General features: G+C 63.3%; 25 protein-coding genes. 11 read left to right on the plus strand and 14 right to left on the minus strand.

All coding sequences use genetic code 11. The annotated features are described in order from the left end of the window. Positions 1-21: 21 nt before the first annotated feature. Together VX159_RS12195 and VX159_RS12200 are read left to right on the plus strand one after the other, a co-directional pair. Positions 22-609 (plus strand): superoxide dismutase, encoded by a 588-nt coding sequence (locus VX159_RS12195; RefSeq protein ID WP_371323162.1) that lies wholly within the window; start codon positions 22-24, stop codon positions 607-609. A gap of 116 nt (positions 610-725) precedes the next feature. Further along, the gene (locus tag VX159_RS12200) at positions 726-1,886 is read left to right on the plus strand and encodes a response regulator transcription factor (protein ID WP_371323163.1); all 1,161 of its coding nucleotides are present in this window, start codon (positions 726-728) and stop codon (positions 1,884-1,886) included. 18 nt (positions 1,887-1,904) lie between these two features. Here VX159_RS12200 and VX159_RS12205 read toward each other — a convergent pair whose 3' ends face one another. The 5 genes from VX159_RS12205 to VX159_RS12225 form a co-directional block, all read right to left on the minus strand. Beyond that, positions 1,905-2,444, minus strand: a complete 540-nt coding sequence (locus VX159_RS12205; protein ID WP_371323164.1) for a chorismate lyase — start codon at positions 2,442-2,444, stop codon at positions 1,905-1,907. A gap of 6 nt (positions 2,445-2,450) precedes the next feature. Then, entirely contained in the window at positions 2,451-2,894 is a 444-nt protein-coding gene (locus VX159_RS12210) for a DUF192 domain-containing protein (protein ID WP_371323165.1), read from the minus strand. A 12-nt stretch (positions 2,895-2,906) separates the two neighbouring features. Then, positions 2,907-3,131, minus strand: a complete 225-nt coding sequence (locus tag VX159_RS12215; protein ID WP_371323166.1) for a hypothetical protein — start codon at positions 3,129-3,131, stop codon at positions 2,907-2,909. Continuing rightward, complete coding sequence (locus VX159_RS12220; protein WP_371323167.1) at positions 3,128-3,757, minus strand: pseudouridine synthase; 630 nt, start codon at positions 3,755-3,757, stop codon at positions 3,128-3,130. Before VX159_RS12220 ends, VX159_RS12215 begins: the two co-directional genes overlap by 4 nt. Before the next feature lie 149 nt (positions 3,758-3,906). Next, positions 3,907-5,151 (minus strand): nucleoside recognition domain-containing protein, encoded by a 1,245-nt coding sequence (locus VX159_RS12225; RefSeq protein WP_371323168.1) that lies wholly within the window; start codon positions 5,149-5,151, stop codon positions 3,907-3,909. A gap of 154 nt (positions 5,152-5,305) precedes the next feature. On the opposite strand from VX159_RS12225, the gene VX159_RS12230 reads away from it, so the two are divergent. Further along, entirely contained in the window at positions 5,306-6,373 is a 1,068-nt protein-coding gene (locus VX159_RS12230; protein WP_371323169.1) for a hypothetical protein, read from the plus strand. On the opposite strand, the gene VX159_RS12235 is transcribed toward VX159_RS12230, so the two are convergent. After that, on the minus strand, positions 6,347-7,198 hold the full coding sequence (locus tag VX159_RS12235) for a L,D-transpeptidase (RefSeq protein ID WP_371323170.1): 852 nt from the start codon (positions 7,196-7,198) through the stop codon (positions 6,347-6,349). The genes VX159_RS12230 and VX159_RS12235 overlap by 27 nt on opposite strands. 463 nt (positions 7,199-7,661) lie before the next feature. On the opposite strand from VX159_RS12235, the gene VX159_RS12240 reads away from it, so the two are divergent. From VX159_RS12240 to VX159_RS12255, 4 genes are all read left to right on the plus strand, one after another. Further along, a complete protein-coding gene (locus VX159_RS12240; protein WP_371323171.1) occupies positions 7,662-8,105 on the plus strand; it encodes an HIT family protein in 444 nt (147 codons plus the stop codon). Positions 8,106-8,304: 199 nt separating this feature from the next. Beyond that, a complete protein-coding gene (locus tag VX159_RS12245) occupies positions 8,305-8,607 on the plus strand; it encodes a DUF3800 domain-containing protein (protein ID WP_371323172.1) in 303 nt (100 codons plus the stop codon). Then, positions 8,552-9,778, plus strand: a complete 1,227-nt coding sequence (locus VX159_RS12250) for an IS256 family transposase (RefSeq protein ID WP_371325520.1) — start codon at positions 8,552-8,554, stop codon at positions 9,776-9,778. Before VX159_RS12245 ends, VX159_RS12250 begins: the two co-directional genes overlap by 56 nt. Before the next feature lie 43 nt (positions 9,779-9,821). Continuing rightward, positions 9,822-10,568: a hypothetical protein gene (locus VX159_RS12255; protein WP_371323173.1), complete on the plus strand. Its 747-nt coding sequence runs from the start codon at positions 9,822-9,824 to the stop codon at positions 10,566-10,568. 273 nt (positions 10,569-10,841) lie between these two features. Here the strand turns inward: VX159_RS12255 and VX159_RS12260 are convergent, their stop codons facing one another. From VX159_RS12260 to nirJ, 3 genes are all read right to left on the minus strand, one after another. Further along, on the minus strand, positions 10,842-11,297 hold the full coding sequence (locus VX159_RS12260; RefSeq protein WP_371323174.1) for a four-helix bundle copper-binding protein: 456 nt from the start codon (positions 11,295-11,297) through the stop codon (positions 10,842-10,844). A gap of 82 nt (positions 11,298-11,379) precedes the next feature. Next, on the minus strand, positions 11,380-12,987 hold the full coding sequence (locus tag VX159_RS12265; RefSeq protein ID WP_371323175.1) for a cytochrome D1 domain-containing protein: 1,608 nt from the start codon (positions 12,985-12,987) through the stop codon (positions 11,380-11,382). Then, positions 12,984-14,123 carry a heme d1 biosynthesis radical SAM protein NirJ gene (nirJ, locus tag VX159_RS12270; protein WP_371323176.1) on the minus strand — a complete coding sequence of 380 codons (1,140 nt, stop codon included), beginning with the start codon at positions 14,121-14,123 and terminating at the stop codon, positions 12,984-12,986. The genes VX159_RS12265 and nirJ overlap by 4 nt, the downstream gene beginning before the upstream one ends. A 262-nt stretch (positions 14,124-14,385) precedes the next feature. On the opposite strand from nirJ, the gene VX159_RS12275 reads away from it, so the two are divergent. From VX159_RS12275 to cphA (VX159_RS12290), 4 genes are all read left to right on the plus strand, one after another. Then, entirely contained in the window at positions 14,386-16,668 is a 2,283-nt protein-coding gene (locus tag VX159_RS12275) for an ABC transporter transmembrane domain-containing protein (RefSeq protein WP_371323177.1), read from the plus strand. A 21-nt stretch (positions 16,669-16,689) separates the two neighbouring features. After that, the gene (locus VX159_RS12280) at positions 16,690-17,160 is read left to right on the plus strand and encodes a DUF1854 domain-containing protein (protein ID WP_371323178.1); all 471 of its coding nucleotides are present in this window, start codon (positions 16,690-16,692) and stop codon (positions 17,158-17,160) included. A 128-nt stretch (positions 17,161-17,288) separates the two neighbouring features. Then, entirely contained in the window at positions 17,289-19,511 is a 2,223-nt protein-coding gene (cphA, locus tag VX159_RS12285; RefSeq protein ID WP_371323179.1) for a cyanophycin synthetase, read from the plus strand. A gap of 16 nt (positions 19,512-19,527) precedes the next feature. Continuing rightward, positions 19,528-22,116: a cyanophycin synthetase gene (gene cphA, locus VX159_RS12290; RefSeq protein ID WP_371323180.1), complete on the plus strand. Its 2,589-nt coding sequence runs from the start codon at positions 19,528-19,530 to the stop codon at positions 22,114-22,116. Between the two features lie 91 nt (positions 22,117-22,207). Here the strand turns inward: cphA (VX159_RS12290) and VX159_RS12295 are convergent, their stop codons facing one another. The 5 genes from VX159_RS12295 to VX159_RS12315 are packed head-to-tail and all read right to left on the minus strand — an operon-like array spanning position 22,208 to position 25,688. Then, positions 22,208-22,714, minus strand: coding sequence for an Lrp/AsnC family transcriptional regulator (locus VX159_RS12295; RefSeq protein ID WP_371323181.1), 507 nt, complete (start codon positions 22,712-22,714; stop codon positions 22,208-22,210). Then, positions 22,711-23,199, minus strand: a complete 489-nt coding sequence (locus VX159_RS12300) for an Lrp/AsnC family transcriptional regulator (RefSeq protein WP_371323182.1) — start codon at positions 23,197-23,199, stop codon at positions 22,711-22,713. Before VX159_RS12300 ends, VX159_RS12295 begins: the two co-directional genes overlap by 4 nt. Next, positions 23,192-24,175, minus strand: a complete 984-nt coding sequence (locus VX159_RS12305) for an AsnC family transcriptional regulator (protein WP_371323183.1) — start codon at positions 24,173-24,175, stop codon at positions 23,192-23,194. The genes VX159_RS12300 and VX159_RS12305 overlap by 8 nt, the downstream gene beginning before the upstream one ends. After that, entirely contained in the window at positions 24,175-25,350 is a 1,176-nt protein-coding gene (locus VX159_RS12310) for a cytochrome D1 domain-containing protein (protein WP_371323184.1), read from the minus strand. The genes VX159_RS12305 and VX159_RS12310 overlap by 1 nt, the downstream gene beginning before the upstream one ends. Then, on the minus strand, positions 25,347-25,688 hold the full coding sequence (locus tag VX159_RS12315) for a cytochrome c (RefSeq protein WP_371323185.1): 342 nt from the start codon (positions 25,686-25,688) through the stop codon (positions 25,347-25,349). The genes VX159_RS12310 and VX159_RS12315 overlap by 4 nt, the downstream gene beginning before the upstream one ends. Between the last annotated feature and the right edge of the window lie 60 nt (positions 25,689-25,748).

Below are 25,748 nucleotides of genomic sequence, written 5' to 3' on the forward strand. Positions count from 1 at the left end.
CTGAAAACAACGGAGAAAACCATGGAACATCAACTGCCCGCCCTGCCCTACGCCAAGGACGCACTGGCTCCGCACATGTCCGCCGAGACTTTCGACTACCACTACAGCAAGCACCACAACGCCTACGTGGTTAACCTGAACAACCTGATCAAGGGTACCGAGTACGAAGCCCTTGACCTCGAAGCCATCGTCAAGAAGGCCCCGGCCGGCGGCATCTACAACAACGCTGCCCAGGTCTGGAACCACACCTTCTTCTGGAACTGCATGACCCCGAACGGCGGCGGCGCTCCGAGCGGCGCCCTGGCCGACGCGATCAATGCCAAGTGGGGTTCGCTGGATGCCTTCAAGGCCGCCTTCCAGGCTTCCGCCGTCGGCAACTTCGGTTCCGGCTGGACCTGGCTGGTCAAGAAGGCCGACGGTTCCCTCGACATCGTCAACATGGGCGCCGCCGGCACCCCGCTGACCACCGGCGACAAGGCCCTGCTCTGCGTCGACGTCTGGGAACACGCCTACTACATCGACTACCGCAACCTGCGTCCGAAGTTCGTCGAAACCTTCCTCAACCATCTGGTCAACTGGAACTTCGCTGCCGCCAATTTCGCCGGCTAAGCGACTCCCCGCCAAGCAGAACGACCCCGCCACGTGCGGGGTTTTTTTGTGCACTGCAACTTGCCTGCCGCCTGCACCATGGCTAATGTCAGCATTCAGCCAAACCAAGGGCAGCCATGAGCGAACCTGATTTCCCCCACAGCGGCAGCCGCCTGCTGGTCGTCGATGATGACCGCCTCTGCCGGACCACGCACCGTTTGATGCTGGCGAAGCATTTTGACGTGCTTTCTGCCGCCTCCGGTGAGGAAGCACTCACCTTGTGCGACCAGGCCCTGCCCGACCTGATCCTGCTCGACGTGACCATGCCCGGTCTCGATGGCTACCAGACCTGTCGCCTGCTGCGCGAACGCCATCCGCGCATACCGATCATCTTCGTCACCGGCTGCCAGACGCTGGACGAGCACTTAACAGCCTTCGAAGCCGGCGGCGACGATCTGATCGTCAAGCCGGTCGAATACGAGATCCTGCTCCACAAGATCCGCCTGGCCTTGCAGCGCCACGCGACCGCCGCCCAGTTGCAGGCCGAAAAGGACAACCTGCACAGCATGGCGATGCAGTTCCTGTCCTCGGCTGGTGAAAACGGCACCCTGCTCAACTTCACCCGCGCTGCGATCCAGTGCCGCGATTACGGCACGCTGTCCGAGCAACTGGTCGCCGCGATCCGCGAATTCGATCTCGGCTGCAGCGTGATGATCCGCCACGGCGGCGAAACCACCATCCGCACCGGTGCCGGCGAGCCCTCGCCACTGGAACAGGCGATTCTCGAACACGCCTCGACCATGGGCCGGATTTTCCAGTTGGGCAGCCAGTGCGTATTCAATTACGACCATGTTTCGATTGTCGTGCGCGGCCTGCCCGAAGACGAAGACAAGCGCGGCCGCATCCGCGACAACCTGACCATCCTTGCCGAAACCGCCGAAGGCCTGTGCGACAACGTCGCGATGCGGCAAAAATCCGGCGCCCATGCCGAACAGCTGCAACTGGCGCTGGGCGGCGCGGTCGCGTCGATTGAAAGCCTGCGCCTGCGCCAGCAGCAATTGCTGCTCGACAGCCGCCTGCTGCTGCAGGAGATGATCGACAGCATCGAAAAGGCTTATGCCTGGCTCGACACCGCCCCCAACCAGGAACAGGCGATCAGCAGCACGATGGAAGCAGCGGTGCACAAGGTGCTGGACATGCTCACTGCCGGCAACCAGAAAGACGCGGCTGATTTTCAGAGCGTGCTCGACGCGCTGCGCGGCCCCGGTGCCGGCAACGACGACGTCAGCCTGTTCTGACCGGGCGCCGCGCCTGGCTCAGCCGGTGAGGGCCCGGATCGCCGGCAGGAAGACCTCGCAAACACTGACCTGCTGCCCGCCCAGCGCGTGCGTCGAACGGCGCGCCCAGAGTTGCGGCGGCAGGGCGCTGCCGGCTGGCAGCGCTGCCAGCGCGGCGCGATACAGCGGGTCGCGCCGGTCCAGCCGGGTACACTCGATGGCCCCCCGGCAAAAGCCCGGATAGGCAAACAGCAAGGAACCCAGCGAACGGCTGCCGAGTCGGGCCAGCCAGCGGTTGAGGCGGCCGCGCCCCACGGTCGACAGCGTGGTGTGGGCAAAAATCACCGGCACCCCGTCGCAACAGAGCAGGACTTCGCGCACCAGCGTCTGGCGCGCCCGCGCCGGCTTGGCGGCGACCAGGTCCGGCGCCCGCCCCTGGGCGAGCAGACACACCTGGAAATGCCGGCACCGGCCCTGGCAGCGCCGGGTCAGCGAACCCGGCTCCAGCAACCAGGAACGCAGCCAGGCTTCGGGCGCTGGCGCCGCCAGCGTGGCGCGCCAGGATTTGCGCAGCCGCACCGGCGTTTACCGTGGCTGCGGCGCGCGCTCGATGCCGCCGATCTTGCTGCCGGATTTGATCCCGCGTTCGCGGAACCAGCCGAGGTTCATTTCCAGCGCAAACCGTGCCGGGCGCTTGGCGCAGTGGCTGTCCTCGGTTTGCGGCTGCATGTCCTCGATATTGATCACCACACCGTTGTCGTCGATGAAGGCGACCGACAGCGGCAGCAGCGTGTTGCGCATCCACATGCAGTGGGTATTCGCCTGCGGAAACACGAACAGCATGCCATGGTGCTGCGGCATGCTCTTGCGGTGCATCAGGCCGAGCATGCGGTTCTGCTGGTCGGCGGCAACTTCGGTATCAATCCGGTACATGCCGGCGGTCAGCTCCATGCGCGGCATCTCGGCCTGCGCCACTGGCACCAGAACAAGCGCCAGCAAGCCGGCGAGGAGGGAAAAAATGGATTTCATGCGACTCCGGAATTACTGGGCGGCCACGCGCGGACCGGCGTAAGCACGCTGCGACACGCGCTTGGCCTTTTTCGCAGACAGCGATTTCTTCGCCTTCTTGGCCTTGACGCTTTTGCCGGCCTTGGCCTTGTGCATCTTGACGGCCTTGACGCCGTGCTTGTGACGCGGCGCGGCTTCGGCGACGAAAGAGGTGGAAACGAGGGCAAAGGCAGCCAGCAGGCTGATCAGCTTTTTCATGGTGTGTATTTTCCTGTTTTTTTGCGGGAAGGGGGCGCTACCGGACGCTGCGCCAAGGCAGCCGGCGGCGCCAGATCGGCCAGACCACCGACGAATTGACGCCACTCGCCGGGCGCCAGTCCGGCCAGGTCGAGCCGGCCAATCGCCGCCCGAACCAGGCGCAGCGTAGGATAGCCGATGGCCGCCGTCATCTTCCTGACCTGCCGGTTCTTGCCCTCGCTGATGCGGATTTCCAGCCAGCTGGTCGGAATTGCCGCCCGGTAGCGGATCGGCGGATCGCGCTCCCACAGCCCTGCGGGCGCGTCGATCAGCCGCACCTTGGCGGGTTTGGCAACGTAGTCGGACAAGGCGATCCCGGCGCGCAGCCGGTCGAGCGCCGCTTCGTCGGGAATACCCTCGACCTGCGCCCAGTAGGTTTTTTCCAGCTTGTGCTTGGGCTCGGCGATGCGCGCCTGCAACTGGCCGTCGTCGGTCAGCAGCAGCAGTCCTTCGCTGTCGGCATCGAGGCGGCCGGCGACATACACCCCCTTGAGCGGGATGAACTCGGCCAGCGCCCGCCACTTCCCCTCGGGGGTGAATTGGCTGAGCACGCCATAAGGCTTGTTGAAAACGACGATCCGGGCCACGAAATACCAGCGAGGCAGAAAAAAACGGATTGTGCGCCAGCCGCCGCGCCGGCGTCGAGCGGGTTTTTGCCCTTTTTCACGGTCGACCGTGAAAATCAGGGAAAACCCGCAAGTCGACCAGGCGGGCAGCCAGGAGGCCAGGCGGCGGCTCAGTGATAAAAGGCGTAGCCGATCAAGATTGCACCGACCAGCCCGACCGCGTCGGCGATCAGGCCGCCGGCCACCGCGTAGCGGGTTTGCGTGATGCCGACGCTGCCGAAATACACCGCCAGCACATAGAAGGTGGTTTCGGTCGAGCCCTGGATGATCGCCGCCAGCCGCCCGGCGAAGGAATCGACGCCGTAGGTGGTCATTACATCGACCATCAAGCCGCGCGCGCCGCTGCCCGACAGGGTTTTCATCAGCCCGACCGGCAGCGCCGGGACAAAATCGGTATTCAGCCCCAGCCCGCGCACGCCCCAGGCGATGCCCTCGACCAGCCAGCCCATGCCGCCGCTGGCGCGGAACAGCGCAATCGCCGCCAGCATCGCGACCAGGTAAGGCACGATCTGGATCGCGACATTGAAGCCATCCTTGGCGCCCTCGACAAAGCTGGCGTACACATCGACGCCGCGCCAGGCGGCGACGCCGACAAAGAGCCCGATGATCGCCAGCACCGTGCCGCTGCCCAGCGCCCCCATCGCCCGCGCCATTTCTTCCGGCGGCAAGCCGCCCAGCCACAGGTACAGCCCGGCGAGCAGCGCGGCAAAACCGGCAAAGAAGACCAGTACCGGCCGGCACAACAGGTTGATGCGCTGCCAGCGGGCGACCGCGATCAGCCCGGCGGTAAACGAGACAAAGGTCGCCAGCAGGGTCGGCAGAAAGATGTCGGCGGCGTTGAAGCCGACCAGCCCCTGCTTGAGCGCCAGGCTCTGGCGGATCGCGATCACCGAGGTCGGGATCAGGGTGATCCCGGCGGTATTGAGGACCAGGAACATCAGCATCGGGTCGCTCGCCACCGTCTTCTGCGGGTTGATCTCCTGCAGTTCGCGCATCGCCTTCAGCCCCAGCGGCGTCGCCGCGTTGTCGAGGCCGAGCAGGTTGGCCGAAAAATTCATCGCGATGCTGCCGCTGGCCGGGTGCCCCGGCGGAATCGCCGGAAAGATGCAGCGGAAAAACGGCGCCAGCAGCCGCGCCAGCGCCTCGATCAGGCCGCCGCGCTCGCCCACCTTCATCACCCCCAGCCACAGGCTCATCAGCCCGACCAGCCCGAGCGCGATGTCGAAACTGGTCTTGGCGCTGTCGAACAAAGCTGTCAGCAGCCGCGCAAAGACCTCGACATCGCCGTGCAGCGCCTGCCACGACGCCGCCGCGAAGGCGAACAAGACAAAAGCAATCCAGATCCGGTTGAGCACGCTGTACGGGGCGGCGGCAGGCCGCGCAAAAGGCAAAGGCACAGTTTACGTGAAGACATTGAGCTGCCATAGCCAACACCCCAGAAACCAGCGAGCTCATTGGCATAAAATGCCGTGGTTATTTGTTCCAACACCAAAAACCGGGAGGGATTGCATGTCTTTACATCGCCATTACGCGTTATTTTTTTCCGCAGCGAGTTTGCTATTTGCCGGCTGCGTTCCACAATCGGGCATGCCGGTCAAACCCACTGAGCAGGTTGAAAGCCCCGCTCAAATCCCGACCTCTGCCGAAACCGTAAAAGCCTCACCAATCGGCAGCAGGCCGTCCGGCAAACTCTCCTGCAAGGCGATCAACGGCACATTGGTTTCTCTACGCGCAGAAATCGAGCGCCTTGAGGAATTGGATGCCGAAGCCCGCCAGAAGATGGCAACCCAAGCCTCTACCGGCTCCCTCTTCCTCTCGGCACTGAATCCGGCGAATTTCGGCAACTCCCCATTCGCCAAACAACTGAGTCTGCAACCTTCCCCCCGGCTGATCGCGGCAGACCTGGAGCGACTCGAACTGGAGCAACTGGCGCAGGAACAAAAATGCAAACTTTCGCCTGACGCCACCCTCCCCCCTTCCTTGAACAAACTCAGTTGTCCGAAAATCCACGCCGAATGGAAGTCATTGACTGACAACCACCTGCAAAACAACCGCGAACTCGACAAGTACAAAAAAATGGCAGACGAAAGCAAAAAGTTCGGGATGGTTGCAGGCTCGGCCGGTCTCCTGGCCGGCGCCACCCCGCTGGCTGCCGCCGGGCACCTGGCAGGAAAAATGGAGGTAGGCCCCCAAAGTTATGAAATGGCACGCCTGACCCAGTCCGCCGTCAGCAAATACTCGGGAGAAGATCTCAAGGCCGCCGCCGCCAGCAAGAAATGTCGAATCAGCGACCCTCAGGACCTGGCCAAGCAAACCACCTTCAGCCCACTGATCCGCTCGTGCCGGCTACTGCAGATCGAACTCAGCAATGCCCAGACAGCTGAAGAAGCAACACACTTGACCACAGGCCAAAAAGTAGCCGGCATACTTGCCATATACACCGCTAGCGGGGTCATCGGCGGGAGCCGGGCCCATGAGGACTATAAAAAACAGCGCATCGCAATTGAAAAACAGATGGCCGAGCAGCGCTGTGAGCAATACGTGAAGCGGCTAACGGATGCGGAGCAAATCCATTAAGGGGAGCACCCCGGACAAGCCGTAGCAGGCCAGGTCGCTCTCGGCGGCCTGCGGCCACTGCAGCAGCAGCGGCTGCGCGGCGGCGTCGAGCCAGCCGGCCAGTTCGCGCATCGCCGGCAGCGCCAGCGCGGTGCAGCCGGCGGTCGGCACGCCCGGCGCCTCCCACACGTGCAAAAAAATGCACGAACCGCGCCCGGGCTGCGGCGGCTGGTTGTAGGCGACGACCGCGCCGAGCTCGTAACGCCCATCGGCCCGCCGCATTTCTTCGGCCGAACCCCAGTCGACCGTGACAGCGGCACGATCCACCACCTGGTTGTAATGCGCCGACATGGCATCATCGACGCACTGCAAACCCGGATGCGCCGCCAGATACGGCAGCCGCGCCGCCCGCGCCAGCTCGCTGTCGGCAGCGGCATAACCAAACAAGGCCGTCACCGGAAACAGCCCGACCGGCGCCCGACCGTCGCCTTCGATTTTGTGTGGAGCGGCTTGCGGTGCGGTTGCGGTTGCGGTTGCGGACAGGGCTAAGTCTGGTGCGCCTGCGAGTGCACTTCCCGGGACATTCTCCGGCGCGGTGTTGAGCGCACCGGCCGGCATGCCGACCATCCCCCAGGCCAAGCCGTTGCGCCCCAGCATCACCGGCCACGCCTCGCCCACCGGTTGCCAGCCGGCCGCATCGCGTTCAAACCGCTGCAAATGCCCGCTCGTCGCCTGCCAATCGGCAGCGAGACAGAGCAGCAACTGGCGGCAGGAGGCCAGCGCCGTCGCCAGCGTATCGGCAACAGCGCTGGCCGCTTCGGGCACGGCACCCACAGGAGACAGCACCGGCCAAGCAGCAGGCGCGGCAGAACAAGTTGAGGATTCGGACACGATCAAGGCGAAAAAGGATCAAAAAACACCGGGAACACCGGCAGAGCAAGCATTTTCGCCGATTTTCACGGTCGACCGTGGAAATGGCGAAAAACGGCGCAATGGACTGAGGCCAGCGTAAAACGTCCGCCAAAGACTGGGAGAACAATTGGCAAATCAACGCCGCCAAAGCCACCGCCCCAACCCGGCAATCAACGGCCAAAGATCAGCAAAAACCGGGTAAGCGGGTTGCGCCCGCAGAGCGCACAAAAGACCCGCCCCCGCCGCTGTCGTAAAAATGCCGCAAGCGGCCGATTTTTGCCGGCGGATACGGTCGACCGTGAAAAAGATCAAAAACCACGCCATGCCGTCCGGCTAGAATAAGACCTTTGTCCTAGCCCGCATTCGCGCCCTCGCCGCGCCCCAAGGAGCCCGCCGCATGCCGATGTTTGTTGATACCTCGCCGCCCGGCGAATGCATTTTCTGCCGCCTGATTGCCGGCGAAATCCCCGCCGCCAAGGTCTATGAAGACGAACTGACGCTGGCCTTCATGGACATCGGCCAGGTCAACCCCGGCCACGTGCTGGTCGCCGTCAAACGCCACGCCGCCACCCTGCTCGACCTGACGCCGGCAGAAGCCGGCGCCGCAATGCAAACCGCGCAGCGCATCGCGCAAGCCCTCAAAGCCAGCTTCGACCCGCCCGGCATCACCCTGCTGCAAGCCAACGGCAAGGAAGGCGACCAAACCGTCTTCCACTTCCACCTGCACGTCGTCCCCCGCCACGGCAACGACGGCATCGCCCTCTCCTGGCCGAGAAAAGACCCGCCGAGGGAGGTGCTGGAGGAGTATGCGGGGAGGTTGCGGGGGAGTTTGGTGGGGTGAGAGTGCGTTTTCGTCCAGAGGAATAAGGCAGGAATTGTCTGCTACCGGCCAGAAGCAGTCCTTCACGAAAATCGCCTAAGGAAGCCATTGGAACCTTCAGGCAGTATGCTAAAGACCTGCTTTTAGACGCACTACTTTCTGGGGGCTGCCCACTGTTCTTGGCCCTGTTCTTGAGCTTGTTGACCAAGAGAGTTTCGCAATGAACACTACGTTCTACCTTGATGAAAGCGGCCACAGCGGCGATATGGTGAATAGTGGCGATAACTTCGACTTCAACAGCCAACCATACTTTGTGTTGGCGGCGGTTGGATTGAGCGACGAAGCTGCACATGCTACGCATGTGGCCAAACTGCGCACCTTGCACAGAATCCCTAAAGGAGGGGCGTGTAAGAATTTTTGTGTAAACGGTCATTTGGCAGGAGACTGCCACGCCCCAAGGAGCGATGATGGCCGTAGCAAAGAAAGCAGTACCCAAAGAGTTGCTGGACAGCCTGCTGGCTGACTATCGAAAACCGGAAGACCTGATTGGCGAGAACGGCTTGCTCAAGCAGCTCACCAAGTTGCTGGTCGAGAAAGCGTTGGAGGCGGAGATGGCCGACCATCTCGGCCACGGCAAGAATGAGCCGGTGGAGAATCCGGCGGGCAATACGCGTAACGGAAAGAGCCGTAAGACGCTCAAAGGGGAATTCGGCGAACTACCGATAGAAATTCCCCGCGACCGCCACGGCACCTTCGAGCCGCAGCTGATTCCCAAGCACCAGACCCGCTGGACGGGCTTCGACGACAAGATTCTGTCACTGTACGCCCGGGGCATGACGGTCCGCGAAATCCAGTCGCACCTGGAAGAGATGTATGGCGCCGAGGTCTCGCCTACACTGATTTCATTAATCACCGATGCCGTGGTTGATGAGGCCAAAGCCTGGCAGTCACGGCCTCTGGACAGCATCTACCCCATCGTTTATCTGGACTGCATCCACGTCAAAGTCAGGGATGGCAGCGTACGGGTCAAAGCCGTCTATCTGGCGATTGGACTCAACTTGGCCGGTGAGAAGGAAGTGCTGGGGCTGTGGATTGCCCAGACGGAAGGCGCCAAGTTCTGGTTGCAAGTCGTCACAGAACTCAAAAACCGGGGGGTGCAGGATATCTTCATTGCCTGCGTCGATGGCCTGAAGGGCTTTCCAGAGGCCATTGAAGCCGTTTATCCCCACGCCGCCGTTCAACTGTGCGTCGTCCATATGGTTCGGCATAGCCTGAACTACGTCTCATGGAAAATGCGCAAGGCGGTGGCCGCTGACCTCCGGCGGATTTACACCAGCGCTACTGCTGACGAAGCGGAGCAAATGCTCGGCGAATTCGAAGACAAATGGGACGATGCCTACCTGCCCATTAGCCAGTCCTGGCGCCGCAATTGGCCGCGAATCATCCCGTTCTTCGACTACCCGCCGGAAATACGTAAAGTCATCTACACGACCAATGCGATTGAGTCGGTGAACATGAGCCTGCGCAAAATCACCAAGAACCGAGGCTCGTTTCCTAGCGATGAGGCACTGATGAAATTGTTCTACCTGGCACTGCGCAACATCAGCCAGAAATGGACACTGCCTATTCGGGATTGGAAGGCAGCATTGACCCGATTTACTATCCAGTTCGAAGACCGGATGAACAACCTGTAACTCAAACCCCGTTTACACAAAATTCCAGACACGCCCGAACCACATGGATGATGCAGAAAAATTAGCTAACCACATCGAAACACTCGCTAAGCAAGGGAAGCTCGTACTGGCTAGTGCCAAACTCCCTGATGAATATTTCTACAGTTCGCTATCTCTTTGTGTCATCGATTCCGTTTTTTCGATCGGTGTGCGCTACCAACAGGTTCAAGCGGTAGTCAATCGCTACTGCGATTACTACAACCTGAACCAGGATCGAAGGACCCCCCCTCCAGTTGCCGAGCAAGAACGACGACTGGAAAGTCTTGTTATGCGAATCAACCAACTAGGCGTACAGGCTTTTGCTGAACAGGTCGTCAAGAACCGGCAACGAACATCAACAAGGAATGGGATTCTGAAAGCTGAAGCAGTCAAATTTTTCGCCGAATCGTTGATTAAGAATGGTATCCAGACATTTCAGGATGCGATTGAAGCGACTCGAGATCCACAAAAGGAAAGGGGCATCCGGAAGGCTATCAAATCCATTCCTGGCCAGCGCTCGGGAATTTCCCTGCAATATTTCTCTATGCTTGCTGGCTCCGATGATTTCATTAAGCCAGACCGCATGATTCTCCGCTTTGTGCAGCCTGTACTTGGCAGATCTGTAGCCCTAGATGAAGCACAAGCCCTGCTTGCAGCAACCGTTCGCTTTCTTAATAACAGCTATCCCACGCTGACGCCACGTCTTCTTGATTACATTCTTTGGAATTATCAACGAGGAGCAAAAGAGGCCAAGCCCTGCTCGCCGAACTAACGCATACCATTCCGCACAACCCCATATGCATACCCCCGCGTGTAAGCCACGTCGGCAATAACCCTTCGTTACAGTCTGGTATGCCCTGCAAGAACAAAAGGGACCAGGGTCAGTTTTTTCCCAAAACCACGGTCGACCGTAATTTCGAGCAAAAAATCCATCTGATCACCGCCCCCAAAAAAACAAAAGCCCAGGCATCCGCCCGGGCTTTTGCTTTCCTTCCCCCGCCACCCACCTTCCCGGCGGGCAGCCATGGGGGTACGCGACCTCGCCTTACGCCGCCGCCTTCTTGCACTCCTTGACGCAAGCGGCGCAGGAATCGGCGCAGGCTTTGCATTCGGCGTGGTGGTCGGCGTGTTTGCGGCATTCTTTTTCGCAGTTGGCGCAGATTTCGCCGGCAACCTTGGCCAGGGCGGGGACGTAGCGGGAGTCCTGGCCGGCGAGTTTCATCAGCGCGGTGCAGGAGGCGAGGAGTTCGTTGACCGACTGGGCGCAGGCGGCCATTTCCTTGTCGCCGTTGCCGAGCAGGTAGAGGCAGTGGGCAAGGCAGGCTTCGCCGGTTTTGAGGCAGTCGGCGGTGGCGGCGATCAGTGCGGCGTTGCGTTGGGCACCGCCGTGGTCGTGGTGCTCATGGTGGTGATGGTCGTGCTGACCGGCAGCGAAGGCGCTGGCGGAGAGCGCGCCGGCAACGGCGGCGGCAGCAGTTTTGAGAACTTCGCGACGTTCCATGGGGGCTTCCTTGCTTTCCTTGTTTGTTGGTGGATGCAACACCGGGCAGCCAGGCGATTGACTCATCACCCGGCGCCGGCAATCAATGGCTGGTACCTTCGGACTTGGTGATCTTGTTCCAGATGTTGTACTTGCCGACCGGCTTTTTCATCGGCAGGCGCTTGACTTCCTTGAGCGTGACGGCGTCGTAGATGATCAGCGCGCCGTCCATTTCCCACAGGCTGGCGAGGACGTACTTGCCGTCGCGGGTGAATTCGACGTGAGCGAAGGTCTTGCCCGGCTCGGGCTTGAGTTCGGCGACGACTTCCAGGCTTTGCTTGTCGATCACCTGCATGGTGTCCTTGAATTCGCGGCTCATCATCGAGTCGGTCCAGGCGTAGCGGCTGAGCTCGTGGCTGCGCATGAAGAAGCCGGGGCCACGGGTCTTGATCTGCTTGATCGTTTTCCAGGTCGCCATGTCGATGATGCTGATGATCCCCTCGTTGAGATTGGGGGTCGCCATCACCGTGCGTTCCTGACCCTGCGCGTCCTTCCACTTCCAGCTGATGCCGGAGCCGAGGTGGGGCATGCCGGGCAGTTCGAGGTCGGCGATCTTCTTGCGCGCGTCAAGATTGATCACCTGGCCGCTGACCACGCTCTTGGCGTCGTTGCGCGAGGCGCCCATCACCTCGTCGTAGTTCTGGGTGAAATAGAAGTCGTCGAGGTAATCCTCGGTCTGGCTGCGCTGCGGGTTGAGGAAGCCAGGGACAAAAGCGCCTTCGCGGTACTTGAAGTCGTGGATGATGCCGGCGGGGATTTCCGGCGCTTGCGGGTTGTACGAGATTTCCCAGATTTCCTTGACGTCCTTGAGCGCGGCGACAAAGCTCTGGCGCGGGCTGGCGTCATAGACGGCGGAAACCCGCGAAGTGGTTTTGCCGTCCTTGTCGGCGACCGGGATGGACTTCACGAAATTGAGGTCGGCATCGAGGATGACCAGGCTGTGCGGCAGGTAGTTGGCAACCGCGACAAACTTGCCGTCACCGGAGACGGCGGCGTTGCGGGTGTTGATCCCGGCGCGGACTTCGCTGATCACCTTGAGGTTCCACAGGTCGTACTTGGTGACCCAGCCGTCGCGCGAGGCGAAATAGACGTAGCGGCCATCCGGCGTGAACTTCGGCCCGCCGTGCAGCGCAAAGCGCGAGGGGAAGCGGTGGATGCGTTCCAGCTTGTCGCCGTCGAGCACCGAAACATGATGGTCGCCGGATTCGACGACGACGAAGAGGTTGAGCGGGTCGGCCTTGAATACCGGCCGGTCGGGCAGGGGCTGCGCTTCATGCACGATGCGCGAGGCGGTGATTTCCTTCTCGCCCCACACCGGCAGCGGCTTGACCGGGGTGTAGATGTAGTCGACCAGGGCCTTGACCTCGGCCGCCGAAAGCTGGTCACCAAAAGCCGGCATTTGCGTGGCCGGGCGGCTTTCGCGGATGACCTTTTCGGCTTCGGCCTTGCGCAGGCGGGCCAGGTTGTCCGGCAGCAGCGCCGGGCCGATGCCGCCCAACCGCGCCTCGCCGTGACAGGAAGCGCAGTGTTCCTTGTAGGCAACAGGTGCAGCCGGCGCATCGGCGGCCTGGGCCAGTTCGCTCAGCGCCAGCAGCGAACACAGCGCGAAGCCGGCGGGGATCATGATCTTGGTGATTTCCTTGAGGTTCATGCCGCGATCTCCTCGTCGCTCAGGTAGCAGCCGGGGTCTTCCGCCCACGGGTTGCCGGTCAGTTGTTGGGCGCGCACGCGGGTATTGCCGTTGCAGCGCGCGAGGTGGGCACAACCGGCACAACGCCCTTCGACCGCGCGCGGGTGCTGCTTGAGGCCGGCCAGCAGCGGGTCCGAGAGGTCGCTCCAGATTTGCGAAAACGGCCGCTCGCGAACATTGCCGAGGGTGTGGTGCCACCACATGGTGTCGGGGTGCACATTGCCCAGGTTGTCGATATTGGCGACATTGACCCCGGAAGCATTGCCGCCCCACTGCACCAGCTTGGCGGCGATGTGTTCGGCGCTGGCCGGGAAGCGGCGGCGCACCCAGTGCAGGAAATAGGCGCCGTCGGCGTCGTTGTTGCCGGTGGTGAATTCCTTGTGCAGGCCGCGCTGCTGGTAGTCGAGGCAGGTGTCGAAGAGGAGGTCCATCGCCCAGCGCGTCAGCTGGTGCTGCGCGTCGTCCTTGCGGTTCTTGTTGCCGCGCCCGGCGTAGTTGAGGTGCGAGAAGTAGAAGCGGTCGATGCCCTCATCCTCGATCAGTTTGAGCAGACCGGGCAGGTCCTGCGCGTTGTCCTGCGTCATCGTGTAACGGACGCCGATCTTGAGGTCGAGGTCGCGGCAGAGGCGGATGCCGTGCAGCGACTTTTCGAAGGCGCCGTCAAGGCGGCGGAATTTGTCGTGGGTGGCGCCCAGCCCGTCGAGCGAGACGCCGACGTAGTTGAAATCGCATTCGGCAATGCGCTCGATGTTGCTTTCGTCGATCAGCGTGCCATTGGATGAGAGCGCGACGTAAAAGCCCTGCGCCTTGGCCCGCTGGGCGATCTCGAAAATATCCGGGCGCAGCAGCGGCTCGCCGCCGGAAAGGATCAGCACCGGCACGCGGAAAGCCTTGAGGTCGTCCATCACCGTCGCCACTTCGGCAAAATTCAGCTCGCCGGCAAACTCGGTATCGGCAGAAATCGAATAACAGTGCTTGCAGGTCAGGTTGCAGCGGCGGATCAGGTTCCAGATCACGACCGGACCGGGGGGATTGCGGCGCGGCCCGACCGGGGTCGGGGCGTTGATTTCCTGCATGAATTGCGAAATGCGGAACATGGGTTTCCTTGCGCGGGTGCGGCAAATTGGGCGTCGGCGTATTCAATGGCAGAGCGGCCCTGGCGACATTGATGCGAGTCAAGCTTGGCCGCTGCCAACGCAGTCACCGCCACGGTCGACGGGAAAAAAGGCGATTTTTCCGGGTCGACCGTGGCCACAGCGGGTCAACCGCAATCCCGCCCGGACGTTACGCAACAGCACCTTCCGGTATACTCCCGCGATGACCCCAAGCCATATCAATTCAAACAGCATGGCCACGACCATGCCACAAAACCCCGACCAGACCCTGCCGCCCCACTGGGCCGGCGAAGTCGGCAGCCGGCTCGAAGCCGGCGAAAGCGTGCAAGCCTGGCTCGAAACCGACCTCGATGCGCGCCTGTATTTTGCCCCCGGCCTGATCGTGCTGACCGAGCGCCGCCTGCTGGCGCGCGCCGGCGGCGAACTGGAATGGAAAAGCTGGCCGCTGGCCGCCGGGCAGCGCCTGGAACACCACGACCATGCCGGCGTCGGCCTGCTCGAACTGGTCAATGAGCAAGGCCGGGTCGCCACCTGGCGCTACACGCTGGCACGCAACCTGGCGGCGCTGCGGGTAATCGCCGAATTCGACCTGCACCGCGACAGCCAGGTTTCCGGCCAGCCGGTGCAGCGCCCGGACGACAGCAACTGCCCCAAATGCAAGGCGCCGATTCCGCCCGGCGAAGACGAATGCCCGATCTGCAACCGCGAATCGACGGTCGCACCGTCAACCTGGACGCTGTTCCGCCTGTGGCGCTTTGCCCGCCCCTACCGCTGGCAGCTGTTCATGGGCTTCATCCTGACCCTGGCCTCGACCGCCGCGCAGCTGGTGCCGCCCTACCTGACCATGCCGCTGATGGACAATGTGCTGATCCCCTTCCAGAACGGCCAGCCGATTGACTGGGAACTGGTCAGCCTGTATCTCGGCGGCCTGCTCGCTGCGGCCATCGTCGCCTGGGGGCTGGGCTGGATTCGTACCTACATCCTGGCGCTGGTCTCGGAACGGATCGGGCGCGACCTGCGTACCCAAACCTACGAACACCTGCTCGGCCTGTCGCTGGAGTACTTCGGCGGCAAGCGGACCGGCGACTTGATGGCGCGGATCGGCGCCGAAACCGACCGGATCAACGTCTTCCTGTCGCTCGATCTGCTCAATTTCGCGACCGACGTGCTGATGATCACGATGACGGCGGTGATCCTGTTCACCATCAATCCGTGGCTGGCGCTGGTCACCCTGCTGCCGCTGCCGATCATCGGCTGGCTGATCCACACCGTGCGCGAAAAACTGCGCACCGGTTTCGAGAAGATCGACCGGGTCTGGGCCGAAGTCACCAACGTGCTTGCCGACACCATCCCCGGCATTCGCGTGGTCAAGGCCTTTGCCCAGGAAAAGCGCGAGGCCGACCGCTTCCGCAACGCCAACGAGCACAACCTGGCGATGAACGACAAGCTGAACAAGACCTGGTCGGTGTTCACCCCGACGGTGACGCTGCTCACCGAGGTCGGCCTGCTGGTGGTCTGGATTTTCGGCATCTGGCAGATCGCCCGGGGCGATTCGACGGTCGGCGTGCTCACCGCCTTTCTCGCCTACATCGGCCGCTTCTACACCCGTCTCGACTCGATGAGCCGCATCGTTTCGGCCACCCAGCGCGCCGCCTCCAGCACCAAGCGCATCTTCGACATTCTCGACCACGTATCGAGCGTGCCGGAGCCGGCCAAGCCGGTGCATCTGGAGAAGGTCACCGGCCTGATCGAATTGAAGAAAGCCGGCTTCCGCTATGGCACCCGCGCCGTGACCAAGGATGTCGATCTGGTGATCCAGCCGGGCGAGATGATCGGTCTGGTCGGCCACTCCGGCTCGGGCAAATCGACGCTGGTCAACCTGATCTGCCGCTTCTACGACGTTTCCGAGGGCCAGGTGCTGATCGACGGCGTCGATGTGCGCTCGGTGCCGGTCGCCGAATTCCGCAGCCACATCGGTCTGGTGCTGCAGGAGCCCTTCCTGTTCTTCGGCACGATTGCCGAAAACATCGCCTACGGCAAACCCCACGCCAGCCGTGCCGAAATCATTGCCGCCGCCCGCGCCGCGCATGCCCACGAGTTCATCCTGCGCCTGCCGCACGGTTACGACTCGCTGGTCGGCGAACGCGGCCAGGGCCTCTCCGGCGGCGAGCGCCAGCGCATCTCGATTGCCCGCGCGCTGCTGATCGACCCACGCATCCTGATCCTCGACGAGGCGACGTCTGCGGTCGACACCGAAACCGAGAAGGAAATCCAGCGCGCCCTCGACAACCTGGTCAAGGGCCGCACCACGATTGCCATCGCCCACCGCCTGAGCACGCTGCGCAAGGCCGACCGGCTGGTGGTGATGGATCGCGGCAAGATCGTCGAGATCGGCAACCACGACCAGCTGATGGCGGCCGAAGGGCATTACCACAAGCTGTACATGGCCCAGGCCCGCAACGTCGACACCGAAGACCCGGAGCCGGCAGCACCCAACCTGCCCAAGACCGTTGCCACTTCCGCCTGAGTCACTGACCGAGTATTCCGCATGTCCACAGCTTCCTTCCAACTTGAACGCGACGCCTACGGTCGACTGGTCCTGACCGGCGAAAACGGCGAGCGCCACGAAGGCGTCACCCCGGTGCGCGCCTTTCCGATTGCCGCGCCGGACGAAGGCATTTCGCTGATCAGCGCTGAAGGCCACGAAGTGGCCTGGGCCGACCGCGTGGCCGACCTGCCGCCGGCGGCCCGCGCCCTGGTCGAGGACGAACTAGCCAGCCGCGAATTCGTCCCCGAGATCGACAAGATCATCGCCGTTTCCAGCTTTGCCTGCCCCAGCACCTGGCAGGTGAGTACCAGCCGGGGCGCCTGTGAACTGCTGCTCAAGGGCGAGGAAGACATCCGCCGGCTGTCGCGCACGCAATTGCTGATCGCCGACAGCCACGGCATCCAGTTCCTGGTGCGCGACCTGACCCAGCTCGACCGGCACAGCCGCAAGCTGCTCGACCGCTTCCTGTAAGGCGCCGCCCTGTAACCGCCTGTGGCGAAACGGTGACATTTTTTGCCAGCGGTCAGCCCGGTGGCGAACAAATGCGTTGATAATCGTGAATTCGTCGCAGTGCCCTAGACACTTACCAAGCTGCTAGCATGAAGAACGCAAACATCATCATCAGGGAAACCTTTTCGCTGCCCGGCCCGAACATCTGGACCATCTACCCGGTTCTGGAAGCCTGGATCGACATCGGCGAGCTGGAAGACTACCCGTCCGACAAGATTCCCGGTCTCTACGAGCGACTGACCGCGTGGATTCCCAGCCTGATCGAACACCGCTGCAACATCGGCGAACGCGGCGGCTTCCTGCAGCGCTTGCGCAACGGCACCTGGAGCGGCCACATCCTCGAACACGTCGTGCTGGAATTGATGAACCTGGCCGGCCTGACCGGGACCCGCGACGGCTTCGGGCGGACCCGCGAAATGACCGAGCGCGGCGTGTACAAGCTGATCATCAGCAATTTGCACGAGGAATGCACCCGCTACGCGCTGGACCTCGCCCGCGACCTGCTGCTGGCCGCGATCCGCGACGAGCCACACGATGTCGAGGCGACCATCGCCAAGCTGCGCCGCCAAGTCGACCGCAAGCACCTTGGTCCGTCCACCGCCGCCATCGTTCAGGCCGCCGAAAAGCGCGATATTCCGCACATCCGCCTGCTGCCCAACGGCAACCTGGTGCAACTCGGCTACGGCGCCGCGATGCGCCGCATCTGGACCGCCGAAACCGACCAGACCAGCGCCATCGCCGAGACCATCTCGCGCGACAAGGATTTGACCAAGGAGTTGATTTCCTCGGTCGGCGTACCGGTGCCGGAAGGCCGCGAGGTCGATAGCGCCGAAGATGCAGTCGAAGCCGCCGAAGATATCGGCTACCCGGTGGTGGTCAAGCCGACCGACGGCAACCACGGGCGTGGCGTGTTCATCGACCTGGTGACGCCGGAAGCGGTGCGCAAGGCCTACCCGATTGCCGCCGAGGAAGGTTCCGGCGTGCTCGTCGAACGCGCCATTCAGGGCATCGAACACCGCCTGCTGGTGGTCGGCGGCAAGCTGGTCGCGGCCAACCGCAGCGATTTCATCACGGTTACCGGCGACGGCCAGCAGACCGTTCAGCAACTGATCGATAGCCAGATCAACGTCGATCCGCGCCGTGGCAACACCGAACTGCATCCGCTGTCGATCATCAAGATCGACACCGCTGCCAAGATCGAACTCGAACGCCAGGGGCTGGGCGAAGACAGCGTGCCGGCTGCCGGCCGCGAAGTGCTGATCCAGCGCAACGCCAACCACGCCTTTGACTGCACCGACGAGGTTCACCCCGAAACCGCCGCCGTCGCCGCGCTGGCGGCCCGCGTGGTCGGCCTCGACATTGCCGGCATCGACCTGGTCTGCGCCGATATTTCGCAGCCGCTGGCCGCCCAGGGCGGTGCCATCGTCGAAGTCAATGCCGGCCCCAGCCTGCTGATGCACATCAAGCCCGGCGTCGGCAAACCGCGTCCGGTTGGACAGGCGATTGTGGACAACCTGTTCGCCGCGCACGAAAGCGGCCGCGTGCCGCTGGTCGGTGTCAGCGGTACGCACGGCAAGACGGCGGTCGCCAAAATCATCGCCCACCTGCTCTACCTCTCCGGCAAGCACACCGGTCTGGCCTGCAGCGACGGCCTCTACCTCGGCCGCCGCCAGGTCCAGAAAACCGATGCCGGCAATTTCGCCGGCGCCCGCCGCCTGTTGATGAACCGCGCGGTCGAGGCCGCAGTGGTCGAAGCCGGGGCCGAAGTGATCCTCGGCGAAGGCATTCCCTACGACTTCTGCTCAGTCGGTGTGGTCACCAACGTTGCTCCGGCCGACGAGGATTTGTCGCGCTGGGACGTGCAGCCGGTAGACAGCGACTATTACACGACGCCGCGTGCGATTTACCGCTCGCAGGTCGATGTGGTGCAGCCGAACACCGGGATCGCCGTGCTCAATGCCGACGATGCACTGGTCGCCGACTTCGCCGAGTTGTGCGAAGGGAAAACCCTCTTTTTCACGGTCGACCGTAAAAATCCGCGCATTTTCTCTCACCTCGCCGCCGGTGAACGCGTCGTCACCATTGACGACGGGCGCATCGTGCTGCTTACCGGCAGCGACGAAGTCCGCCTCTGCCGCCTGGGCGACGTGCCGCTGATCGGCAAGGAGAAAAAGCCGGCCGACATCGCCAACGTGCTCGCGGCCACGGCCACCGGCTGGGCGCTGGGGCTGTCCAAGGACGTGCTGAAGACCGGCCTGAAGACTTACGGAATCGAGCTGGCCGACCTGGCCACGCTGCTGTCGCAGAAATAACAAGGAATAAAGCGTCATGGACGTTTCCCGCATTCGTGCCCTGCGCGGTCCCAACCTGTGGAGCCGCCACACCGCCATTCAGGCCATCGTTACCTGCGAAGGCAACGAGACCGCCATTGCCCAACTGCCCGGCTTTGAAGCCCGCCTGCGCGAGCGTTTCCCCGAGCTGGGCGACCTGATCCCGTCCGACCACCTCGACACCGTGTCGATGGCCCACGCGCTGGAGTTCTGCGCCCTCGGGCTGCAGGCCCAGGCTGGTTGCCCGGTGACCTTCAGCCGTACCGCCCAGACCGTCGAAGCCGGGGTCTATCAGGTGGTGGTCGAATACACCGAAGAGGATGTCGGCCGCCTCGCCTTCGAACGTGCCGAACAGCTGTGCCTGGCGGCGCTCAACGACACCCCGTTCGACCTTGAAGGCACGCTCAAGGAACTGCGCGATCTCGACGAAGATATCCGCCTCGGCCCCTCCACCGGTGCCATCGTCGCCGCAGCCGTCGCTCGCGGCATTCCCTACCGCCGGCTGACCCAGGGCAGCCTGGTGCAACTCGGCTGGGGCTCGAAACAGAAGCGCATCCAGGCTGCTGAAACCAGCTTCACCAGCGCGATTGGCGAAGCGATTGCACAGGACAAGGAACTGACCAAGCAATTGCTGCACGCCGCCGGCGTGGCCGTCCCCTTCGGTCGTCCGGTCGATGATGAGGACGATGCCTGGGCGGCGGCGCAGGAAATCGGCCTGCCGGTGGTGGTCAAGCCGCAGGACGGCAACCAGGGCAAAGGGATTTCGGTCAATCTCACCAGCGAAGAGCAGGTCCGCCATGCCTACCGCGTTGCAATCGAGTTCCGCGACGACATCATGGTCGAGAAATACCTGCCCGGCCACGACTGGCGCCTGCTGGTGATCGGCAACAAGCTGATCGCCGCCGCCCGCCGTGATCCGCCGCTGGTAGTCGGCGACGGCACCCATACCGTGCGCGAACTGGTCGACATCGTGAATAGCGATCCGCGCCGCTCCGACGGCCACGCGACCTCGTTGACCAAGATCCGCTTCGACGAAATCGCCATCGCCCGTCTCGCCGAGCAAGGCTACCAGCCGGACTCGATCCCGGCGCGCGGCGCCCGCGTGGTCTTGCGCAACAACGCCAACCTGTCTACCGGCGGCACCGCTACCGATGTCACCGACGACGTGCATCCGGAGCTGGCCGCTGCCGCCGTTGCCGCTGCGCAGACCGTCGGTCTCGACATCGCCGGCATCGACGTGGTCTGCGACACCATCCTCAAGCCGCTCGAAGAACAAGGCGGCGGCATCGTCGAGGTCAACGCCGCGCCCGGCCTGCGGATGCACCTCGATCCGTCTTACGGCAAGGGCCGCGCAGTCGGCGAGGCGATCATCGAGATGATGTTCAAGCCCGGCCCCGACGGCAAGCCCGATAACGCCCGCATCCCGGTCGTTGCGATCACCGGCACCAACGGCAAGACCACCACCAGCCGCCTGATCGGCCGGATTTTCGAGGCCGACAACAAGCGCGTCGGGATGACCAGCACCGACGGCATTTATGTCGAGAACCGCCGCATCGACAGCGGCGACTGCTCCGGCCCGCGCTCAGCCCGCAATGTGCTGATGCACCCGGACGTTGACGCTGCGGTGTTCGAAACCGCGCGCGGTGGCGTGCTGCGCGAAGGCCTCGGCTTCGATGTCTGCGACGTCGCCGTGGTCACCAATATCGGCGTCGGCGATCACCTCGGTCTGAACTACATCACCACGGTCGACGAGCTCAGCGTGGTCAAACGGGTGATCATCGAAAACGTCAAGCGCGACGGCCACGCCGTGCTCAACGCCGGCGACCCGATCGTCGCCCGGATGGCGCCGCACTGCTCGGGTGAGGTGATCTTCTTCGCCCGCGACAAGAAAAACCCGGTACTGGCCACGCACAAGGCGCAAGGCAAGCGGGTGGTCTATGCCGAGCGCGATGCGATGATTTTCCAGCACGGCAACAAGAAGCACCGTGTTCCTTTCGTCAATATTCCGCTGACCCGCAACGGCAGCATCGGCTTTCAGGTCGAGAACGCAATGGCCGCTGCCGCCGCCGGCTGGGCGCTGGGCATCGACTGGCCGCTGATCGAACAGGCGATGGCCGGCTTCACCAGCGACGCCAGTACCGCCCCCGGCCGCTTCAACGTCTTCGACTACAAGGGCGCAACGCTGATTGCCGACTACGGCCACAACCCGGACGCGATTCAGGCACTGACCCAGGCAATCGAAGGCATGCCCGCCGTGCGCCGCTCGGTGGTGATCAGCGCCGCCGGCGACCGCCGCGACGAGGACATCCGCCAGCAGACCGAAATCCTCGGCGGTGCCTTCGACGATGTGATCCTCTACCAGGATGCCTGCCAGCGCGGCCGCGAGGACGGCGAAGTGATTGCCCTGCTCCGCCAGGGCCTGAGCAATGCCAGCCGTACCCGCCGCATCGACGAGATTACCGGTGAATTCGTCGCCATCGACCTGGCGCTCGAACGCCTGCATCCCGGCGACCTCTGCCTGATCCTGATCGACCAGGTCGACGAGGCCTTGGCACACATCGGGCAGCGGATCGCAGAAAGCAAGTAAGCCACGCCCTGAACGCATGACAAAACGGCCCGGTTGGCAGCAACCGGGCCGTTTTTATTGGTGGCCCTTGCGGTGCCTGCCCGCCTGCGGCTCAACCGATCCGCAGGCCGCTTTTCTTCAGGATTTTGCTCGAATACAAAATATCGCCGGAGCGGCAGGCATCACCCAGCAGTTCCCGAATCTGCCCGGCCTTGGCCTCGCATTCGTCACGCGAACTGCCGTGCACCATCGCGAACAGGTTGTATGGCCAATCCGGCAGCGCGCGCGGGCGGCGATAGCAGTGGGTGACGAACTCCAGCGCCCCGACCTGCGCGCCGAGGGCGTCGATCCGGGCGTCGTCGACGTCCCAGACGGTCATCCCGTTGGCGGTCCAGCCGATCGCGTAGTGATTGGGCACCGCGCCGATCCGGCGGATCACGCCGCTGGCTAGCATCGCCTGCAGCCGGGCAATCGCTTCCGTTTCGGGAATCCCGACCTCGGCGGCAATCCGCGCGTAAGGTTCGGGCACCAGCGGCAGGCCGGCCTGGGTGGCGACGATCAGGGCGCGGTCGACGGCATCGAGCACCACCGCCGGCTCCTTGGCAGACAAGGCGCTCATACCCTGGCCTCCAGTTTCATTTCGACGAAGTACTCGCGCTCCTTGGGAAAGGCATGCACCTTGAGCCCGGTCGCCGCTTCAATTTCGGCAATCGCCGCCGGGATTCCTTCCGGCGTTTCGGTGGCCAGCACGAACCACATGTTGAGCAGGTGCTCGCGGCGATAATTGTGGGCGACCTGCGGCAGCGCATTGACCTGTGCCGCAACCTCGTCGTAGCGCACCTCTGGCACCGCCAGCGCGGCCAGCACGAAGGCGCCGCCGATGCGCTCGATCTGCACCATTGGCCCGAAGCGGGTCAATACCCGGGCGTCAAGCAGGCGCTGCAGACGCTGCAGCAACTCGGCCTCGCAGATCCCGAGATGCTCGGCGGCAGCCTGATAGGGACGGGAGCAAAGCGGGAAATCGCCCTGCATTTTGGCCAGAATTTCACGGTCGACCGTGTCCAGGGCGATTTTTTCGGCTGGCGGCGTCTGTCGCTCACGCATAGCGGGCTCCGGTCTGCTTGAAGCGGGTTCGTGAAAAGAGGATTTCGTGCGCGTGCGCCTGCAGTTGGTGCTGCTCGCGCAATTCGGCGATGCGCGCCTCGACCTCGCTGCGGTCGCGGCCGTGAATCATGCAGAAGAGGTTGTAGCGCCACTCCGGCAGCTGCCGTGGCCGCCGGTAGCAGAGCGTGACCCCGGCGGCTTCGGCAAGGGTCCGGCCGATGGCGCTGACCTGGTCGTCGGGGATGTCCTGGACCAGCATCGCATTGGCGGTGAAGCCGAGTTCGTGATGGCGGACAACGACGCCGAAACGCTTGATCGCGCCGTCCTCGACCCAGCGACGAATCCGCCCGAGGACTTCGGGTTCGGCCACGCCGATCCGCTCGGCAATCAGCTGAAAGGGGCGGATGAACAGCGGCAGTCCTTCCTGCAGCACCGCAATCAAGCGCCGCGCCTCCTCGTCGAGCGGCAATTGCGGTTGCACCGGGCGCGCCTGCGCTGGTGCCGGCTTGCGCTCGCCGCCTTGCAGGCAAAAGCCAAGGTCGATATGGAATTCCTCGACCAGCGGCAAGGGCAGCAGCGGGTAACCGGCGCTCTGCTCAATGGCGCGCAGCGTTGCCTGCAGACGCTCCTCGCTGCCGGCGGTGACGACGAACCACAGGTTGTAGCGATGCTCGCGCTCGTAATTGTGATTGACCTCGGGAAAGCGGCTGACCGCCGCGCCGACTGCCGCCAGTTTTTCCGGCGGTACGGCCATCGCGGCCAGGGTCGAGGCGCCGATCCGTTTCGGGGCAAACACCGCGCCGACCCGCGAAATCTTGCCTTCACGGCGCAGCGCTTCGAGCCGGCCAAGCACCGTGCTCTCGCCAACGCCAAGACGGCTGGCGAGTTCGGCGAAGGGAGCCGGGCAGAGCGGAAAGTCGCGCTGGAACTCGTTAAGCAGGCGAAAATCGAGGCTGGCTTGCATGTCGTCGTTCATCAAAAACCGATACGCGCGGCGCGCGTGGTGAAGAAAATCCCGGAAGGGTTGTCGGCAGCGATTTCGCCGACCCGGGCAAAGCTACCCGTATCGTAAATCACCACCTTGTTGTCGTCGCGGGCCGAGAGCCAGACATTTTCGCCGCGCGGCGTGAATTCCATGTGCAGGATGCCCTTGCCCGGTTCCAGCTGCTTGACCACCTTGCCCGCCAGGGTATCGACCACATCGACCATGCCGTAGTCGGGGAAGGCGAAATTGACCCAGATCTGCCGCCCGTCGGGCCGCGCCATCACGAACACCGGTTGACCGCGCACCGGAATCCGGCCGACTTCCTTCCAGGTCGCGACATCGACCACCAGAATTTCGTGGCGCCCGATCGCCGGCAGGTAGGCCTTCCCTTGCGCCACCGACCAGCCGCGCAGGTGCGGCATCTTGAACACCGGTAGCTTCTGCTCACCGCGACCGTAGTTTTCGAGAATCTTGCGCGCGCCCTTTTCCGGCTGCCACAGGTCGAGCATCGCGACCCCGTCCTCGCCGAACAGGCCAGCCAGGAAATGCCGGCCATCGGGCGTCACCAATCCGTCGTAGGGCTGGCTGCCGGCCGGGTAGCGCTCGGTTTTTGGGGCTTTGGGATCGCTGAAATCGGTCACCCGGATCTCGCCGCCATCGAACAATGCGTAGGCGAACTTGTTGCCCGGCGAGTCGGCCAGGCCGACGACCTTGGAGAACTTGCCCGGCGCGTACTCGGCGGGCACCTCCGAAAGCAACTCCAAGGTGTCGGCATCGAAGGCCTTGATCCCGCCCGGGGTGTAGTTCTGCGCAACCACGATGCGGCCATCCTGCGAAATCGAACCGCCAATCGCGTTGCCGGACTGGATCACGCGCTTGACGATCTTGGCTTCCAGCAAGTCGACCTTGGTCAGCCCGCCGTCGCGGCCGAAGATGTAGGCATAGCGCCCATCCCGCGAATACACGGCGGAGGCGTGCGAAAGATCGCCAAGCCCGCTGATTCGGGCATAGGGCTGGCGCGTGCTGGTATTGACCAGGGTCAAGTGGCCGCTGGCCCGCTCGATGATCAGGCCGAGATCGCCAGTGCCGCGCAGGGGCTGGCCGGCGCAGGCCGCCAGCAGCAAGCTTGCGGCAGCGGCACACAACAGGGAACGCAGGCGCTTCATTGGGGAAACTCCGTCATCAGCCGCTCGGCGATCCATTGCGCCTCGGCTTCATTGAGAAAACGTTGCCAGGGCGGCATCGCGGTGCCCGGCCGCCCGTAGTAGATGGTGGCGGCCAAGCCTTCGACCGGCTTGTCCTTGAGTTCGGCCGGCAGCAACGCCGGCCCGAGGCCGCCCTGCAGGGTCATGCCGTGGCAGGAGCCGCAATCCTGGCGGACCATGCGCACCAACTCGCGCTGCCGGGAGGTCAGCGGCTCAGCCGCATCGCTGGATACGGTCGACAGGGAAAAAAGGCAAAAAAGCAGCACGGAAATACCGGCGCGAGAAGCTACTGGATTCATGGCGATCAGCGGGTGGCCGGGTAATCGACGTCCAGGTCATCGGCTGCCCGCCCCCGGCTT

The organism is Dechloromonas sp. ZY10 (assembly GCF_041378895.1).
GTDB classification, from domain to species: domain Bacteria; phylum Pseudomonadota; class Gammaproteobacteria; order Burkholderiales; family Rhodocyclaceae; genus Azonexus; species Azonexus aquae.

Bases quoted from the DNA above. Each gene is read 5' to 3' on its own strand.
- VX159_RS12195 (WP_371323162.1), top strand. From the start codon at position 22: ATGGAACATCAACTGCCCGCCCTGCCCTACGCCAAGGACGCACTGGCT.
- VX159_RS12200 (WP_371323163.1), top strand. From the start codon at position 726: ATGAGCGAACCTGATTTCCCCCACAGCGGCAGCCGCCTGCTGGTCGTC.
- VX159_RS12210 (WP_371323165.1), bottom strand. From the start codon at position 2,894: ATGAAATCCATTTTTTCCCTCCTCGCCGGCTTGCTGGCGCTTGTTCTG.
- VX159_RS12215 (WP_371323166.1), bottom strand. From the start codon at position 3,131: ATGAAAAAGCTGATCAGCCTGCTGGCTGCCTTTGCCCTCGTTTCCACC.
- VX159_RS12230 (WP_371323169.1), top strand. From the start codon at position 5,306: ATGTCTTTACATCGCCATTACGCGTTATTTTTTTCCGCAGCGAGTTTG.
- VX159_RS12240 (WP_371323171.1), top strand. From the start codon at position 7,662: ATGCCGATGTTTGTTGATACCTCGCCGCCCGGCGAATGCATTTTCTGC.
- VX159_RS12245 (WP_371323172.1), top strand. From the start codon at position 8,305: ATGAACACTACGTTCTACCTTGATGAAAGCGGCCACAGCGGCGATATG.
- VX159_RS12250 (WP_371325520.1), top strand. From the start codon at position 8,552: ATGGCCGTAGCAAAGAAAGCAGTACCCAAAGAGTTGCTGGACAGCCTG.
- VX159_RS12255 (WP_371323173.1), top strand. From the start codon at position 9,822: ATGGATGATGCAGAAAAATTAGCTAACCACATCGAAACACTCGCTAAG.
- VX159_RS12260 (WP_371323174.1), bottom strand. From the start codon at position 11,297: ATGGAACGTCGCGAAGTTCTCAAAACTGCTGCCGCCGCCGTTGCCGGC.
- VX159_RS12265 (WP_371323175.1), bottom strand. From the start codon at position 12,987: ATGAACCTCAAGGAAATCACCAAGATCATGATCCCCGCCGGCTTCGCG.
- nirJ (WP_371323176.1), bottom strand. From the start codon at position 14,123: ATGTTCCGCATTTCGCAATTCATGCAGGAAATCAACGCCCCGACCCCG.
- VX159_RS12275 (WP_371323177.1), top strand. From the start codon at position 14,386: ATGCCACAAAACCCCGACCAGACCCTGCCGCCCCACTGGGCCGGCGAA.
- VX159_RS12280 (WP_371323178.1), top strand. From the start codon at position 16,690: ATGTCCACAGCTTCCTTCCAACTTGAACGCGACGCCTACGGTCGACTG.
- cphA (WP_371323179.1), top strand. From the start codon at position 17,289: ATGAAGAACGCAAACATCATCATCAGGGAAACCTTTTCGCTGCCCGGC.
- cphA (WP_371323180.1), top strand. From the start codon at position 19,528: ATGGACGTTTCCCGCATTCGTGCCCTGCGCGGTCCCAACCTGTGGAGC.
- VX159_RS12295 (WP_371323181.1), bottom strand. From the start codon at position 22,714: ATGAGCGCCTTGTCTGCCAAGGAGCCGGCGGTGGTGCTCGATGCCGTC.
- VX159_RS12300 (WP_371323182.1), bottom strand. From the start codon at position 23,199: ATGCGTGAGCGACAGACGCCGCCAGCCGAAAAAATCGCCCTGGACACG.
- VX159_RS12305 (WP_371323183.1), bottom strand. From the start codon at position 24,175: ATGAACGACGACATGCAAGCCAGCCTCGATTTTCGCCTGCTTAACGAG.
- VX159_RS12310 (WP_371323184.1), bottom strand. From the start codon at position 25,350: ATGAAGCGCCTGCGTTCCCTGTTGTGTGCCGCTGCCGCAAGCTTGCTG.
- VX159_RS12315 (WP_371323185.1), bottom strand. From the start codon at position 25,688: ATGAATCCAGTAGCTTCTCGCGCCGGTATTTCCGTGCTGCTTTTTTGC.